The organism is Leclercia sp. GHBNCSD, assembly GCF_055805075.1.
In genome coordinates this window covers 71,048-87,055 of the sequence record NZ_JBQVYO010000002.1, presented here as the reverse complement: position 1 = coordinate 87,055, position 16,008 = coordinate 71,048, and the positions used below count along the sequence as shown (strand labels likewise).

10 protein-coding genes are annotated in these 16,008 nt (G+C 54.3%); 3 read left to right on the top strand and 7 right to left on the bottom strand.

Annotated elements, in window-relative coordinates; all coding sequences use genetic code 11:
• Nucleotides 1–112: 112 nt before the first annotated feature.
• The 4 genes from ACT3IC_RS20625 to ACT3IC_RS20610 form a co-directional block, all read right to left on the bottom strand.
• Nucleotides 113–2,107: a TonB-dependent receptor domain-containing protein gene (locus tag ACT3IC_RS20625; protein ID WP_473479073.1), complete on the bottom strand. Its 1,995-nt coding sequence runs from the start codon at nt 2,105–2,107 to the stop codon at nt 113–115.
• 10 nt (nt 2,108–2,117) lie between these two features.
• Nucleotides 2,118–3,179 (bottom strand): 7-bladed beta-propeller protein YncE, encoded by a 1,062-nt coding sequence (gene yncE, locus ACT3IC_RS20620; RefSeq protein WP_473479070.1) that lies wholly within the window; start codon nt 3,177–3,179, stop codon nt 2,118–2,120.
• A 105-nt stretch (nt 3,180–3,284) separates the two neighbouring features.
• Nucleotides 3,285–4,592: a type II toxin-antitoxin system HipA family toxin gene (locus ACT3IC_RS20615; RefSeq protein ID WP_103179601.1), complete on the bottom strand. Its 1,308-nt coding sequence runs from the start codon at nt 4,590–4,592 to the stop codon at nt 3,285–3,287.
• 3 nt (nt 4,593–4,595) lie between these two features.
• Complete coding sequence (locus ACT3IC_RS20610; protein ID WP_103179602.1) at nt 4,596–4,847, bottom strand: helix-turn-helix domain-containing protein; 252 nt, start codon at nt 4,845–4,847, stop codon at nt 4,596–4,598.
• A gap of 814 nt (nt 4,848–5,661) precedes the next feature.
• Between ACT3IC_RS20610 and ACT3IC_RS20605 the strand changes: the two genes are divergently transcribed.
• Nucleotides 5,662–9,453, top strand: coding sequence for an NAD(P)-binding protein (locus ACT3IC_RS20605; RefSeq protein WP_156654483.1), 3,792 nt, complete (start codon nt 5,662–5,664; stop codon nt 9,451–9,453).
• A gap of 55 nt (nt 9,454–9,508) precedes the next feature.
• Here ACT3IC_RS20605 and ACT3IC_RS20600 read toward each other — a convergent pair whose 3' ends face one another.
• Complete coding sequence (locus ACT3IC_RS20600; RefSeq protein ID WP_473479066.1) at nt 9,509–12,766, bottom strand: DEAD/DEAH box helicase; 3,258 nt, start codon at nt 12,764–12,766, stop codon at nt 9,509–9,511.
• 267 nt (nt 12,767–13,033) lie between these two features.
• Between ACT3IC_RS20600 and ACT3IC_RS20595 the strand changes: the two genes are divergently transcribed.
• Nucleotides 13,034–14,371 (top strand): glycoside hydrolase family 10-like protein, encoded by a 1,338-nt coding sequence (locus ACT3IC_RS20595; RefSeq protein ID WP_473479499.1) that lies wholly within the window; start codon nt 13,034–13,036, stop codon nt 14,369–14,371.
• Between the two features lie 48 nt (nt 14,372–14,419).
• On the opposite strand, the gene ACT3IC_RS20590 is transcribed toward ACT3IC_RS20595, so the two are convergent.
• Nucleotides 14,420–14,830 (bottom strand): ASCH domain-containing protein, encoded by a 411-nt coding sequence (locus ACT3IC_RS20590; RefSeq protein ID WP_214421964.1) that lies wholly within the window; start codon nt 14,828–14,830, stop codon nt 14,420–14,422.
• A 66-nt stretch (nt 14,831–14,896) separates the two neighbouring features.
• Nucleotides 14,897–15,517 (bottom strand): LysE family translocator, encoded by a 621-nt coding sequence (locus tag ACT3IC_RS20585; RefSeq protein WP_103179606.1) that lies wholly within the window; start codon nt 15,515–15,517, stop codon nt 14,897–14,899.
• A 147-nt stretch (nt 15,518–15,664) separates the two neighbouring features.
• Between ACT3IC_RS20585 and ACT3IC_RS20580 the strand changes: the two genes are divergently transcribed.
• On the top strand, nt 15,665–15,892 hold the full coding sequence (locus tag ACT3IC_RS20580) for a hypothetical protein (RefSeq protein ID WP_103179607.1): 228 nt from the start codon (nt 15,665–15,667) through the stop codon (nt 15,890–15,892).
• Nucleotides 15,893–16,008: the final 116 nt, after the last annotated feature.

Genomic DNA, 16,008 nt, shown 5'->3' with positions numbered 1-16,008 from the left:
GTCTCCCAATCTAAGTATCACATGTCGGCGGGTTTGATAATCACTTTCTGTGGCAGAAAAGCGAGGAATAACAATTGCAGAAGCCGGAGCACGACGGCTCCGGCAGTAAGGTTCAGAACTCGATACGGGCGCCGAAGTTATAGCGGCGGCCTTCCAGCATCGAAGACTGGTTGTACGAGGTGCGGTAAATCGGGTTTGCGTCAAACAGGTTATAGATGCCGGTCATTAACGTAACGTTCTTGTTCAGATGGTAACGTGCCCCTAAATCGACCAGCGCGTAGGCTTCTGTTTCGCTGGATTTACCGATGTCCGGTGAGGTGCTGCGCCAGCTCGCTTTGCTCCATAACTCCAGGTCGTTTAGCGCCTGCCATGTCAGAGAGACGTTAGCCATGCTTTCCGGGAAGTCGCTCAGGGCGTAACCCTTATACTCGCCGCTCTGCTGTTCGCTGTGAGTCCAGGTATAGTTGGCATTGGCTCTCAACGATGAGGTGACCTGCCAGTCGCCGTTCAGCTCCACACCGTAGATTTCGGCATCGCTGACGTTGAAATACTGGAAGACAGAGTCAGCGACGTAACCATTATACCTGCACTGCTGCGAGACCGACGCGGTGCAAATGACCCGGTCGCTGATTTTGTCCTTGAATTTGGTGTAGAAGACGGTCGCGTCCAGCGCCAGCGCATCCTGCTGCCAGTAGACCCCAAGCTCGGTGTTGACGCTCTCCTCCGGTTTCAGATCGTCATTACCGATGCCTATTTCCGAATAAGGATAAGCCCCATACACGCTGGTAAAGCCGGCATTATTCTGGCGCAGATCCGGTTTTTTATAGCCCGCCGACACACCGCCCTTCAGCGCCCAGTTTTCATCAAGGGTCCAGTTGCCGTAGAGCTTAGGCGTGACGTGATAACCAAAGTAGCTGTCGTGATCCAGACGCGCCGAGGTCGTTAAGGTGAAATCCGGGACGATCATCCACGCATCTTCGGCGAATACCGCCCAGCCGTTGCGCGATATTTCGCTCACCGGCGTTACGCCCGGCGCCTCTTTATCTTTAATGCCGAACTCATCATCCAGCTCATTGCGGGTAAAGTTGATGCCCAGCGTCAGCTTGTGGTCGCCGAGGGTAAAGGTGTTGGCGCTGTTCGCCTCGTAGTTTTTCTGGGTAATAAACTGTGATGCCATTCCCGGCACGCGGTACTCGGTTTTCGCTTTCTCGTAGCTGACGAAGTTCTTCACCTCCAGTATGTCGCCATACCAGGCGTGCTGCGACAGCGAAGCCGCGTCGCGGTCGAAGCCCCAGTACCACTGTTTATCGTTATGCGTTTTCTCCTGATTCCCTTTCGTAGCATTCAGATCCCAGAGCTGGGTCTCCGTTGGCGACAGGGCGATCGTCGCGTCCAGGTTGCCGGACTGATGCTTTACAAAACGCTCGTCGTTGACGCTGTCATCGTCGCGACGGTCGAGATAATCCGCGGCCACGCTCACCCCCAGTTTACCGGGGATCACCGGGCCCATCACAAAGGCATTGGTCTGGTTGGTGTTGCCGTACTCGCTCTTCTCTTGCAGGAAGTAGTTATCCTCCAGGACGCCGGTCCACTTCTCCAGGTTGTACGCTTTTTTAGTGATGACGTTGACCACGCCGCCGATGGCGTCAGAACCATACAGGGATGACATCGGCCCACGGATCACTTCGATGCGCTCGATGGCGGCCAGCGGTGGCATAAAGGCGGCCTCGGTACCGATATGGTGGCCGTACGGGCGGGATTCGCGGGTGGCCTGTTTGATGCCGTTCACCATGTAGGAGGTATAGGTGGAGTCCATCCCGCGCATCTGGACATCGCCAGTCGCCAGGCTGCCGTGGCCGTTACCCACCAGAAGACCCGGCATCTCGCGCAGGGCTTCGGTGACGTTCTGGTTAGAGCGGGTGTTCAGCTCCTTTTCATTCACCACCGAGATGGTTGCTGGTGCCTCGCGACGCTCCTGGCTGAAGCCGGTCGCGGTCACGACCAGCTCATCTTCGTTGACGGCGGTGGATTCCGCGGCGAAAACGGCCGCAGGAAGATTTGCCAGGGCGAGCGAAACCGCCACGGCCATGCGTGTCTGCTTTATCACAACAGGATCCTTAGAGCTGGGTTAAATCAATCTTGAGCACGTAGTCAGCTTTGTGAGCTTTCTCATCCTGCTTGACGCTGGCATAGAGCGTGCTGGCATCGGCAGACAGCACCAGGCTGTTTGGCATCGCCGTGGTTTTAATGGTGTGTTTCAGGTGATAAGTGGTCGCATCGATCACGCTAATCTGGCGATCGTTACGATGGGTGACGTAGACCTCTTCCCGCGCCGGGTTATACAGCACGCCAACGGAATTAGGAGTCGGTACACGATGAAGCAGCTTGCCGGTGTCCAACTGCACAACCAGCAGATCTTTGGTGTTGGTGTCGGCGATATACCCCATCCCTTTGCCACTGTTTAGTGCGATATTCAGGAAATAGTGCTCCGGATCGGCAGGATCGACCTTCACGCGGCTGAGCAGCCTGGATGTTTTAGCATCCAGCGCGATCAGCTCCCCGACGCCAGACACGACATACACCTTGTCGCCCGCTTCATCTACTGCAAACCCGACCGGCTCAAGTTTTTCAAGGGTTTGGGCCAGGGCCTGCTTCTGGGTATCCACAACCCAGAGTAACCCTTTATCCTTACGCCCTATCCCGGAGACATAAAGACGCTGATGCTTTTTATCCAGCACCACTTCACGCACGTGCACACGATTTTCTGGATCTGACGTGTCGCTCAGCTGAATAGTTTTAATGGCTTTATCAGTACGGGTATCGAGCAGCGTGACCGACCCTTCCAGCGAATTACCCAGATAAAGGCGATGATTTTCTTCGTCCAGCGCGACGGCGAATGTGCGACGTTCCGTGGGGATCTTCGCTTCAATTTGCAGCGTCTGCGCCGCCAGCTTAAAGACCAGTCCGTCCGTTTTGTCTTTATCAAAGGAAGGCGCTGACGCGGCATAAAGGGCCTGCTGGCCCTTATCGTAGGCCAGCTCGTACACGCCGTGCCCAAGTGGTTGGGTGACGAAATCTTTCTCGGTAAAGGTTTTAGCGAGTGCAGCGCCAGAGTGCATTGCCAGGGAAATGGCGACGGCACACAGAGTTTGCTGTATTAGGGCAGAGGTAATATGCATGTCATTTTTCTTTACAGTTGCTTACGTAAAGACAAATGATAATGAAAATAAATATCATTAACAATTGCAAATGGAGTTTGATACCCTACCAATTTTTGTACCGATTTAATCAAAGCGGCTTATTCTCGCCGCCTGGCTTACCAGACCGCGGAAAATCGCCTCGCTTATCTGTTCCGGAAAATCCGCTGGCAATTCCGCCCTGACGGTGGCGATCGCCTCATCTGTCCGGTCGGCCATCTCTTTCATCAGCCTCCGGGCGATCTCCTGCGAAAAGCCTGCGTGCGCAGCGGTACTGATAAAGTGACGAGGCTGGATCATCGCGAAATGGTACTGGCGGTTTTTGCCCTGCAATGCCATGGCCATCTTCGCTTTTTTGGCCGGGATACTCCCTGCCTCAAACAGCGGAAAGGCCGAAATCACATCGTATAACGGGGCCATGCGAAACGAAGAGTCCGCTTCGATAAACAGGCTGAAATTCTTACCGTGACCATCAATCGCGGCCAGCATCCAGAACAGGATCTGCGCTTTGAAGAACATCTCCCGATCCTGCGCTGCCAGGCGGGAACCGAGCAGCAGTTTCATGGCATCGGCGATGCCCGGCCCGCCGTGGGACTCATACTTCAGTGCCGGAGCGATGCCCAGCGCCTGACAAAAATCTTCCTGCGGCAGGCGCATCAGCCACCCGCTGCGGGCCCAACGGCGATCGAAGCGTTCAATAATCAGCACTTTTTTGCGACTAAAGGTGGCCATTTCGGCATGCGCTACCGGAAATCCAAAGGCTTTTGCGATCCGTAAGCAGAGCCACTCGTTTTCACAGCTCTCGCTGAGATCGATATTGTTCTGCTCTATTCTGCCGATCGGTAATTTGAATATATGGCTGGTTGGTGTACTACCCTGAGGCCGCTGCCAGCGATCCTGATACCATAGCAACGCCGTTTTCTCCTGCGCCCCGGCCAGCGAAATGCGAAAATCGGCCCCCTCTTCGCTCATCCCTAACGGGGCCATCTGGTAACCCTCCAGCAAGGAAGCAATCTGCTCGTCATCCAGCGGTTCGGCGACGATATCCATCACCGACGGGATCTCCAGCCCCGGTGGATAGAGCTGAATGGCACCCACGCAGTCTCGTCCGACACTGGCGAGCAGATCAAAGGGATGTGCCGTCTCAACCTGAAAACGGGCCTGCATGCGGGCGATTATCGCCTCTGAGTCTGGCAACAGGTTGCTGAAAAAATTGAAGACCTGCTTTCCGCGGATCCTCCCGTGCTGGAGCGGCAAAGAGAGCGAAATGGCACGTGCGCCAGGCTCTGCCAGCCACTCGGGCGCATACTGAAATGACATCGCGCCGCTGCCATCACGATGCAGCGTACCCACCACTTCGCCATTCATGGCAACAGTCAGACGTTGAGCGCGCATCGTTTACCACTCCTTTGTCCAGTTGGCATGATCGGGCAGCGTCGAGCCTCTTTTCACCACATGAAGTTCCAGATCCAGCGCTGAGAGAATTTTGAACAGGGTTTCCAGCTTGGTGGATTCAGGTTTGTTCTCGAAATCCGATACCGTGGTTTGTTTAATGCCAACCTGTTCAGCGGTCTCCGATTGCGTTAACTTATTGACCTTACGCTGATCTTTGACAGCCTGCGCCAGTGCGCCTGCCGAGGTCACTTTCATGCTTACCCCCTATAGCGGATATTCAAGGAAAATCCCCTACAGGGGATAAAACAAGAATAACCCCTCTGGCGGTTAAATTCAATTTACTCCCTTTAGGGGATAAAAAAGGGACGGCTACCTCTTTTTTCTGATAAGCGATGATTCAGGGCACAATGTTTAGGTTTGTTTAAAAGTAAAGGCACATTGTATGTTGTAACTATTGAGTTCTGTTTACAATATACCCTAGGAGAGGAAACTAATACTCCATTATTTATATTCCCGCAGCGAGAAGCTATCGGAATTAAATATCCGAATCACTAATTAACACGCCAATGACACTAAGACAAAAGTGCCAGAAAACAACAGAGATCATGAAGAGAGCAATCCAGCAAACTAACGAAACGGGCAAGGCTTATTTAAAGGCCCGGTTAAGCATTATTATCGTTTAACCGAAACGGATCCCATAAAAAAAGCGCCACCAGCAGACAATGATTTTGTTCATCTTTTTAACTGCCGAAGCCGGACATTGCTGAAAAACGCCGCGTAGCGCCGGAAACTCAGGCTATCATTGATGAATAAGACAGTGATTTTTTCTCATTGAAGACCAGGATGTCAAAATATAACGGGTGAACTCCGGGGTATTCCTGTTGCCCTGTTTCGCTGCTTACAAAATATGTAGGGAGGATGATTATGGTTGAATGTTATACAAAAAATAATACTCGCTATTTTCTAAAAATTTATTTTCTGCCATAGGTGTGGGTAATTAAAAAAAGGCCAATGAATTTAAACGCGCTGGCCAGGTATATTTAAAAAGGCCCATAAGGGAGCAATGTATATGGCGATATTCAGGTCATTCTGGCAGGCAGGATTCGAAGGCGCTGATTTTATCACCCGGGCGGGTCATCCCCTTTCAATGGATAACGCAACGGCGCATGACGTACGGCATGCCGAGGATTACCGCGCGCTTAAGCCCTTCAACATGCACACGGTAAGAGAGAGCGTCGGCTGGCGACTTGTCGATAAATCAGGTGGTTACGACTTTACTACCGTCGCAAAAAAAATGATGTCGGCAAAAGAGAGCGGTATCCAGATTTGCTGGACAATCTGTCATTACGGCTTTCCCCCTCATCTCGATTTTTTCTCAACAGAGTTTGTCTCTCGCTTCGCCCACTTGTGTGGCTCGCTGGCGACGTTTTTGCGCCCCTGGTATGAGGAGCCGCCGGTCTACTCACCCGTCAACGAAATCTCATTCACAGCCTGGGGCATTGCGGAAGGATTGTTTCCTACCTCCCCTCCAGGCGTGGGCGAAAGCGAGCGGGTCAAGCGACAACTCGTTCGTGCCGCCATAGCCGCCTGCGACGCCATTCTGGCGGCCGATCCCAGAGCGCGAATTTTACATTGCGACCCGTTAATCCATCTGATTTCACCGGATGACGATCCTGCAAATATTGAGCAAACCGAGGCGTTTCGTACCGCGCAGTTTCAGGCGTGGGACATGCTGACGGGCAAGCATGAGCCTGAGCTGGGTGGCCATCCGCGCTATCTGGATCTGCTGGGCGCCAATTACTACCACGACAATCAATGGATGATGGGCAACAACCAGCGCCTGCCGTGGCATCTGGGTGACGGTCGGCGACGGCGATTGCACGGAATGTTGCAGGAGACCTGGGAGCGTTATCGCCGCCCTATTCTGCTTGCCGAAACCAGCCATGTAGGTAGCGGGCGCGGCGCCTGGATTAACGATGTCGTCTCAGAGGTGGCTCAGGCGCAGCTGGCCGGCGTAGAGGTTGCGGGCATTTGCCTTTACCCGATTATCGACCGCCCCGACTGGGAGAATAACGCAAACTGGCATCACTCTGGCTTATGGGATGTGAGGCCCGACAAAGAGCGAGAGCTGAATGCCGTTTACGCCCGGGCTCTTAAACATGTCCAGACCCGGCTGGAACACTTTCACCAACTAACTGGCGTCACTACCTGCACCAGCACAGAGGTATCAGGCATGAAAAAAATCTATGTTTTTAGTCATCTGCGCTGGGATTTTGTTTTTCAGCGCCCGCAGCATCTGATGACACGGCTTGCTCAGCACTATCAGATCGTCTTTATCGAAGAGCCGCTGCATTCCGTTGGAAAACCAGAGCTGAAGATTTCCCAACCCGCGCCGAATGTGACGGTCATTCAGCCGCAGACACCGTCAACAGAGCCGGGTTTCCATGATGGACAGATCGCCTGGCTGGAAACACTGCTGGCGGAGATACGCGAAGAGGATGAAACCCCGGTCGTCTGGTTCTACACGCCGATGGCCCTCCCTCTGCTGAAGGTCTTTGCCCCCGCCGTTGTGGTGTATGACTGCATGGATGAACTGGCCGCCTTTGAAAAAGCGCCCCGCCAGCTGTTGCAACGTGAGTCAGCCCTGCTGACGCGGGCGGATATTGTCTTTACCGGCGGGCCAAGCCTGTATGCGGCAAGAAAAGGACGCCACCCGAACATTCACTGCTTTGCCAGTAGCGTGGATGCGGTGCATTTTGAACAAGCGCTGGATCGGGCCAATCACCATCCTCTGCAGGACACTATTCCGCACCCGCGCCTGGGCTATTACGGCGTAATTGATGAACGTATGGATTTGTCGCTGATCGCCGCCCTTGCCGATGCGCACCCGGAGTGGCAAATCGTGATGGTTGGTCCGGTGGTGAAAATAGACCCGTCAACCCTGCCGCAACGAAGCAATATCCATTACCCTGGCATGCAGCCTTATCAGGCCCTGCCCCATTTCCTTGCCGGGTGGGACGTCTGCCTGATGCCGTTTGCGCTGAATGAATCCACCCGCTTTATCAGTCCGACGAAAGTGCTGGAATACATGGCCGCGCAGCTTCCTGTGGTGAGTACCGCCATCGCTGATGTTGAAAAACCCTATGGCCACATTGTGGCGGTCGCCAGGGATCATGCCGCCTTTGTGGCCGCCTGCGAAGAGGCGCTGGCATTGTCTGAGGAAGAACGCGCTTCGCAGCGGCAGATCATGCAAAACATCGTCGCCAGCACCTCCTGGGACACAACCGTGCAAAAAATGCATGAGCTGATTGGGCAGGCGCTCTCTCGTCATCAGGCGCAGGAGACGGCGACAACGGATGCCGGAGGCGAGGATGTCTCACCTCAGGCAGTTTTACGCCTCATTCCCCCTGCCAGAACGGGTTCAGAAGTAGAGCCATGCTTAATTCTGGGTGCCGGGCCAACCGGCCTGAGCGCGGCCTATCATTTTGGCGAAGGGGCAACCTTACTGGAGCGTAATGAGACGGTGGGAGGCTTGTGCCGCTCGGTTCAGGACAAGGGATTTACCTTCGATTATGCGGGACACATTATGTTTTCCGCCGATGAAGAGGTGCTGGCGTTATACAACATCTTACTGGGAGACAATATTCACTGGCAGATCCGCGAAGCCTGGGTCTATACCGACGGCGTCTATACCCGTTATCCCTTCCAGGGATCGCTTTACGGCTTGCCGGCCCCGGTGATCAAGGAGTGTATCCTGGGGGCCATCGAGGCGCGTTACGGTACCGGGTCAGAGGTGAAAAGCATGGCCTCGACCTGTGGCAATAATGCCGAGACGCATCGCCGCCATCATCATGACTGCTGCGCCGATGGCGCGGTGCCGGACTACACCAGCACAGGCCAGAACCTACCGCCGGAAGGCAGTTTTGAAGCCTTCATCTATGAAACATGGGGCAAAGGGATCGCCCGTCATTTTGCCATTCCCTACAATAAAAAATTATGGACGGTGCCACTCTCAGAGATGGAGACCTCATGGCTGGGCGGACGCGTCCCCTTGCCCGATCTGGACCAGATCATCGAAGGTGCGCTGGGCGAAACGGCGAAGCCTATGGGACCCAACGCGCGTTTCGGCTACCCCCTGAAAGGCGGTTTTCAGGCGCTGATGTCCGGCTTTGTGCCGCACATAAAGGGCCGCATTGAGACCGGCGCCGAGGTCAGTAAAATCTACGTTAATCAGCATATTGTCGTGCTCTCTGACGGCAGGCAGTACCGCTATGAGCAGATGATCAGCACGCTGGTGCTGCCGGAGCTTATCCGCCTGATGGGCGACGAAGTACCGCCAGAAATTCGTAAAGCCGCAAAAGCCCTGCGCCATGTCTCCGTCCGCTGCGTCAATCTGGGCGTTAATCGTGACACCCTGACGGATAAACACTGGATCTACTACGCTGGCAAAACCGTATTCCACCGTATTTTCGTGCAGGGCAACGCCAGCCCGTTCTGCAGTCCGCCGGGTGCGTGCGGCCTCACCTGTGAGATAAGCTACTCCCCGGACAAACCACTGCCCGCTGACGGCCAGGCGCTGATCGACAGATGTATTCAGGAGTGCATCGAGGTGGGGATCATCTCGGAAACCGATGAGATCCTCACCAGCAACCAAATCGATATTCCTTACGCCTATGTCATCTATGACCAGCAGCGTAAAGAGAACGTTGAGATGATCAGAAAATGGCTGTTGCTGCACGGCATCACGCTGGCCGGACGTTACAGCGAGTGGGAATACTACAATTCGGACCATGCGTTTATCGCCGGAAAGGCGGCGGTTGAGAAAGTTCGCCAGTCTGCGTACCGCCACTCCGTTTCATAGTGGTGACAGTGTCACGAAACGTAATAAGAGGGCACAAAATGTGCCCTCTTTCCGTTTACTCAGCCGGTAACCCGTTCGCCAGCGTGGAGAAGTAGCGCTGTTTCTGCCACTCCGCACGATTACCGATGACGTACAAGCGTTGTTTCGCCCGGCTGACTGCAACATTGAGCAGATTAGGCCGGCTGGCCGCCCATGATTTGGCGCCGGGCCGCTGAACATTTCCCCCCAGGACAAATATCACAATGCTGGCCTCTTTACCCTGAGTGGTATGCACTGTGCCGGTCTTTTGAGTGTCAAACCCAAGTTCAGACGCCAGCTGGGATAATTTCTGCGCACAATCTTTAAACGGTGAAACCAGGAAAATATTGTCTGGCTTTACGCCATGACTATCCCGCAGGCCCGATAACAACCTTCTGACCGCTTCACCTTCCTCTGCAATCCAGTTACCTTCACATGCCTTGCCTTCGACATCAATCCAGCAACTTTCCGGCAAGGGCAAGGGTACCGACTTTTTCCCATGAACCATGAGACCGTCATAAGCAACCGCATTACTGACGGTGAACATCGGATCGTCACAGCGGCGATGAACGCGAAGCGGACAGCCAACCCAGACCTGCCCATTATCCGGGTCAGGTAAAAGCGTGCCCAGATCCATCGTGTGATCGGCCAGGATTTGTGCCGACACCATTCCCGGCCACCAGCACGCTGAAACGCCATAATGCTGCGCCAGCGCCCCTTCCACGACTTTAGCGATCCCGCTAACCGGTTCCAGCTGCTTTGGATCGCCTACGACAACCGTTCGGGTTGCACGCCAGATGGCGCCTGCGGCCTGCTGGGGTAACGCCTGACCCGCTTCATCAATAAGCAGCCAGCCAATCGCTTCCCTGCCGATCCGTTTAAACATGCGCGGGACGGAAGCAAAGGTCGTTGAAATAACGGGAACGACAAGCGTGAGGGAATTAAGCGCCAGCTCAGCCTGCTCCTCTGACAAATTCTTGCCTTGTAGCCAGTTGCTCACCAGATTGATGTTGCTGATAAACGGCTCCGGGTGATGCTCAATAAAGGCCCTGTGAACATCCAGTGCGGCCAGGAACAACGCCTGTCGGGCTTTTTGCCACGCGCCGTCCGCCCAGGGCGCGGACTTCTCTCGCACCTCATCGCTGGCATGCGGATCGGGCCAGACATCACCCAGTGCCGATTTTGCCTCTTCTGACCGCGCTTGCGTTGAGATAAGCTCCAGGTGCATCTCGCTCAGAGCACGATCAATCTCCTGCAACTGCCGCGTCTGGTCCGTAACGCTCTTCTCTGCCTCCTTCTCTTTGCGTTCGAGGGCATCCCGTTCGGTCTGGTATATCTCCATCTTTGCGCGAAGGTGATCGCTCTCCTGGGTTAAACGATGATAACGCTCCCGCCATTCACGATGGGCGCGTCCCCATGTGGAGATCCAGTCCAGGAAGGTGGGCTTATGGGAACCATGCTGTTCCAGGCGCTTGCCGGCAGCCTCAAGCTGCCCGCTCCATTCTGCAAAACTGGCCTGATGCTCGATTTTTTCAACCTGGATCTTCGCCAGCGACTCCTGAGCCTCTGTCAGTTGGTCTGCCGACAGTGTCCGGGCGTCGCGCTTTTGCAGAATGCGCTGATGAATCTTATCGATCTGTTGATCCAACGTTGCGTAGTCGATCAGCTGCTTACGTATGGCCTCTTCCCGCTCCTGCGCCTGTTTATAATTCAATTTCGCCTTATCCCAGGAGATGGCCGGTTTTCTTTTCCCGGCTTTTATCAGTCTGAGATGGTAAGCCAGCCCTTCTCCCCGCTGAGGCGTGAACGTATCAGGAGGCAATAACGGCGTATTCTTATTCTCTTCCGGTTTTCTCCACCAGAACACCTTCATAAAGGTGTTCCTGTTGCCTTTGTTGCCCAGTCTGGCCGCCAGCAAACCCCAACCCGGCTTACCGATCAGTTCAGAAACCAGATCGGCAAAATAATCACTTTCGCGATGCACGCTTTCCGGCACGGCGTCTGCGCCGGGCAGTTCAAGTGAAATATTTTCCACTGCGCCGTTATTTGCGGAGGCAACGACAATCGAAGACCCCTTTATTGCAGGATGCAGAGGATAGTAAGGGTATCTGTCGTCCCCAAGGATGAGCATATTTTTGCCCGCGAAGACCTCATCTTCATGGCGAATCAACCTCCCGGCCCGGTGCGTCACCACCGCGGCAACCACATCCCGCAATAAGGTGGTTTTCCCTGTCCCGGGAGGACCATTCACGGCAAAGATACCGGCTTGATCGGCGTGGCGGCGCCAGATCTCGTTAACCGCCAACTGTTGGCTGAAAGCCAGAGGATAAGGCGAAGGCCAGGCGCCCGCAGGCGGTTGCGTGGGAAGCAATCGCTGAAAGGCGAGCCGTAAACCCTCAGGAGAACGTAGATCGATACGCGCTCTGTCAGGTTCAGAGACAGCACGCATATACTCAACGAATCCCGGTCCTGCATCGTTTTGCTGCCAGGCGTGACCAAGATTACGCAGCTCGCTGATATAAAAACTGTTTAATAAACCATCCTGAACGGGATCAACCCTCTTTTCTTTATCTTTGTTATCCGGTGTTGGCTCCTCCCCGGCGGGCTTCGGTGCCTTAACCTGGATACATTTCACAAGACAGACAAACTCAGATTCCAGGGTTGAGTGCGGGAAAAGCGTTTTATCAACCACCAGCGCCACCAGCTTCTGGATCCAGTCGATATCCGGGCTGTACCCGTTAGCCTCTAAAAGCGAGGCTTCATCGGCTATCCATTGCATAAGACGCAGGGTTAAGGCATCGAAACCGGCGAACCCACTATCAACAAGAGGAAGGGTATCGCCTGGAAGGGGTAAGTCGGAGAAATCCACGGGAACGTTGTTCTCAAGCGCCGCCACGCCATCCTTATGATGCAGGATTTGACCGGCAGCCCATGCGGAGAGCGACAGCATAAATGTCTGATATAGCGGTATGCCCTGCTCATTGAAGCTAATATCAAAAAGCCGACTGTTGACACGTCCCCTCTCTTCAACGACATCATCATGCGCGCCAATCTTCTCTTCCAGTTGCTGAGAAAGCGCCGTGGCATCATAAACACCGCATTGCGCGGTATAGAGCCAGACTTTGTCATCCTTAAGAGGTTTATCGGTGTGTCTGGTATCACGCCAGGGGAGATTGCCACCTTGCGCAATTTTATAGGCTGGCCGGAACAGATCGTCGGGATTATCTTTGTCGAGTTTCTGAGGCGTGAGCGCCTCGACCGCTTTCCAGAACTGAAAAATGTGTTGTGCCTGCATCTGCTGTTGAAATACCTGAGTAGGAGGTGATCGTTCGGCTGTTTGGCGCATTGCTAAGCAGCAAGAGTAAAATACTTACGCGAACAAATAATACCCCTGGTAACAAATGGGTCAACCTTGCAGACAACAGAAGAACGCTATAGTCAACTGAACCCTAACACATTTTTCGCTGAACAATTGAAACCCAGGGGGACAGACAACAGGGTCACAGCATTGACTTCCCTCCGAATAGAACGACAATAAACGTACCCGGCGACATTCGTATAACTGGAGCTTATCATCGCCTGTTCACGTCGTTCTCAGCTTGCCACTCACCTTAAGCGCTCCGGTGCGCTCATCGCCGCGCTTTTACTGGTCAGTTGCAGCTCAACTCCCCCCAAATCTCTGGTGACGCCGCTACCGCCGGTGGCGAAACAGCCCCTGCCCGATAAAACTGCGCGCCACGAGCCGGTGCGCGGCGTCTGGCTGGCTACCGTCTCCCGTCTCGACTGGCCGCCCCAGGCGTCAGTGAATGGCCGCAGCGCAGAGTCGCGGAACGCCATGCAGCAGAAGGCCCTGACCGATAAGCTGGATAACCTGAAAAACCTCGGGATCAACACCGTTTTTTTCCAGGTGAAACCGGACGGCACAGCCCTGTGGCCCTCTAAAATATTGCCGTGGTCCGATATGCTGACCGGCAATATAGGAGAAGATCCCGGGTACGATCCCCTGCAGTTTATGCTGGATGAAGCCCACAAGCGTGGGATGAAAGTGCATGCCTGGTTTAACCCTTACCGCGTCTCGACCAATATTCGCCCGGGTACGGTCGCCGAGTTGAACCAAACCCTGAAGCTGAATCCACCCAGCGTCTTTGTCCTGCATCGGGAGTGGATCCGCACCGCGGGCGATCGCTTTGTCCTCGACCCCGGCATCCCGGAAGTCCGGGACTGGATCACCAGCATCGTGGCGGAAGTGGTGTCGCGCTATCCGGTCGACGGCGTGCAGTTTGATGATTACTTCTATGCCGAGTCCGCAGGCTCGAAGCTGAATGACAGCCAGACCTATCGCCAGTATGGTCAGGGTTTTGACTCAAAAGCCGACTGGCGGCGCAACAATACCCAGCAGCTGATTACCCAGGTGTCGCGGACCATTAAACAGCTAAACCCGAACGTGGAGTTTGGCGTCAGCCCGGCAGGCGTATGGCGTAACCGCTCCCACGATCCGGCCGGGTCCGACACCCGGGGTGCGGCAGCCTATGACGAGTCTTTCGCCGACACCCGCCGCTGGGTGCAGCAGGGTCTGCTGGACTACATCGCTCCCCAGCTCTACTGGCCTTTTGCCCGGGATGCGGCGCGTTATGACGTGCTGGCAAAGTGGTGGGCCGGCGTGGTGAAACCGACCCATACGCGGCTCTATATTGGGGTGGCGCTCTATAAAGTGGGCGAACCCTCGAGCAAAGAGCCCGACTGGACGGTGAAAGGCGGCGTGCCGGAGCTGAAAAAACAGCTCGATTTGAATGAATCCGAGCCGAATATCGACGGCACGATTTTGTTCCGCGAGGACAATCTGAATCAGCCCCAGGCACAGGATGCGGTGCGGTATTTGCGGACGCGTTGGGGATCGTGATGCAGAGGCGGTTGTCCGCCTCTGCTACAAAGAGACTGAGCGCTTAAGTTACAGGCGTTCAACAACCTCAAACTCTTCAGCAATCAGCGCCATATCCTCCGAAAAAGAACCTTCCTGCGTAAAGAAGCGCTGATGCTCTTTGCGCCAGTACTCGAGACTTAAATCGCCTTCGCCCTCTTTACAGGCAAACTCTGCGGTGACATCACAAAAACGCACCAGACGCGCTGAAACCAGCCTGACAACGCAGGCTGGTCGCGCTTGCCCATCCACGATAATGATGTAACCACCAATGGTGGAGCTCGCGCCTTCTTGCTGATAAGAGGCCAGGGAGCCACAGGTGGCTGTTTTTATCCCCTTTCTGATCAGGTCTGCAAGCTCGCTGGCCAGTGCCGGGCTGTCACCCATCTGCCAGACAGCCGCACCTGGATACTTCACCGTTAATTCATCAACTGCGGTCATAAAATCCTCTTAATCGCCTATGAACATAATGCCGGGGGCGCTGCGCTTGCCCGGCCTGTAACGGCACTATCGCGAGCTGAGCGCAAGTTTAGCGGCGAAGGCTAAAAACAGACATCCTGTCGCCCTGTCCATCGCTTTAACGACGCCGCTTTTTCTCAGGATGGCCGAGGCAAAGTGGGTGGTTAAAATCAGCGTGACCGACCAGAGCGTACCGATTGCTACGTGAATAGTGACAAGAATAAAGGTCCATATTACAGGAGAATGCCCGGCTGGAATAAATTGCGGTAAGAAAGAGAGATAGAAAATGCCCATTTTGGGGTTTAGCACATTTCCCAGCATGCCTTTGATAAACCAGTTCCCACTGGCAGCGATATTGTTCTCGCCATGACTGAACGTTGAGCGAGGACGCCTCAGCAACTGTACGCCCAGCCAGCACAGGTACGCGGCGCCACAGAATTTGAGTAAGGTATAAGCCAGCACAGACACTGCCAGCAGCGCACCCAGACCGAATGCGACAAGCGCACCCCAGATGAAACAACCCACATCAATACCCAGCGCAGCCTGAAAGGCTTTTTTACCGCCTTCCGCGCAGGCGGTGCGCAGAATGAGTGCCGTATCCAGGCCAGGCGTCAGGGTAAGTAAAAGCGCAGCGAAAGAGAAAGCGAGAAGTGAATCGGTGACAGACATGTTGTTTATCCGAAAGAGTGGATGCTATCCACTTTACGCCTTGCGATCAACCTCTTAGATTTGGGGAGAGTTCATATCAGGTAGTAGCCACAGAACGACCGTTGGTCTATTGTGAAGGTCATAACAACCCGTCGGGAATAATGCACTATGGATAATCCCTTACTTCAGAAAGCGATCGTTGCCTTTATTCTTGTGCTGTGGGTTGTGAGTGAATTCAGGGCTAAAGCCAAAAAACAGCATTCTGATCCTGCCATTGCAGAAGCAGATGCCAGAGAACGCAACGCATGGCGTTATTTAATATGGGGCTTCCGGGCAATTCAGATTGCAGCAATGGTTTATCTCTTCACATTATTGCTCCAGTTTTTACTGGCATAAATTCCAGTAAGATTGAGGCAATAATCGGTCTGTAATGTCGACGGGTAACGTTGCTGGTTTCCCGCTTTTCTTGTACCCTTCCCCGCTTTCAGACCTTTAATAATAACCGGACGCAT

Excerpts from the sequence above, each read along its gene's own strand:
- ACT3IC_RS20615 (WP_103179601.1), bottom strand. The coding sequence starts at position 4,592 with ATGCGCGCTCAACGTCTGACTGTTGCCATGAATGGCGAAGTGGTGGGT.
- ACT3IC_RS20580 (WP_103179607.1), top strand. The coding sequence starts at position 15,665 with ATGGATAATCCCTTACTTCAGAAAGCGATCGTTGCCTTTATTCTTGTG.
- yncE (WP_473479070.1), bottom strand. The coding sequence starts at position 3,179 with ATGCATATTACCTCTGCCCTAATACAGCAAACTCTGTGTGCCGTCGCC.
- ACT3IC_RS20600 (WP_473479066.1), bottom strand. The coding sequence starts at position 12,766 with ATGCAGGCACAACACATTTTTCAGTTCTGGAAAGCGGTCGAGGCGCTC.
- ACT3IC_RS20610 (WP_103179602.1), bottom strand. The coding sequence starts at position 4,847 with ATGAAAGTGACCTCGGCAGGCGCACTGGCGCAGGCTGTCAAAGATCAG.
- ACT3IC_RS20605 (WP_156654483.1), top strand. The coding sequence starts at position 5,662 with ATGGCGATATTCAGGTCATTCTGGCAGGCAGGATTCGAAGGCGCTGAT.
- ACT3IC_RS20585 (WP_103179606.1), bottom strand. The coding sequence starts at position 15,517 with ATGTCTGTCACCGATTCACTTCTCGCTTTCTCTTTCGCTGCGCTTTTA.
- ACT3IC_RS20590 (WP_214421964.1), bottom strand. The coding sequence starts at position 14,830 with ATGACCGCAGTTGATGAATTAACGGTGAAGTATCCAGGTGCGGCTGTC.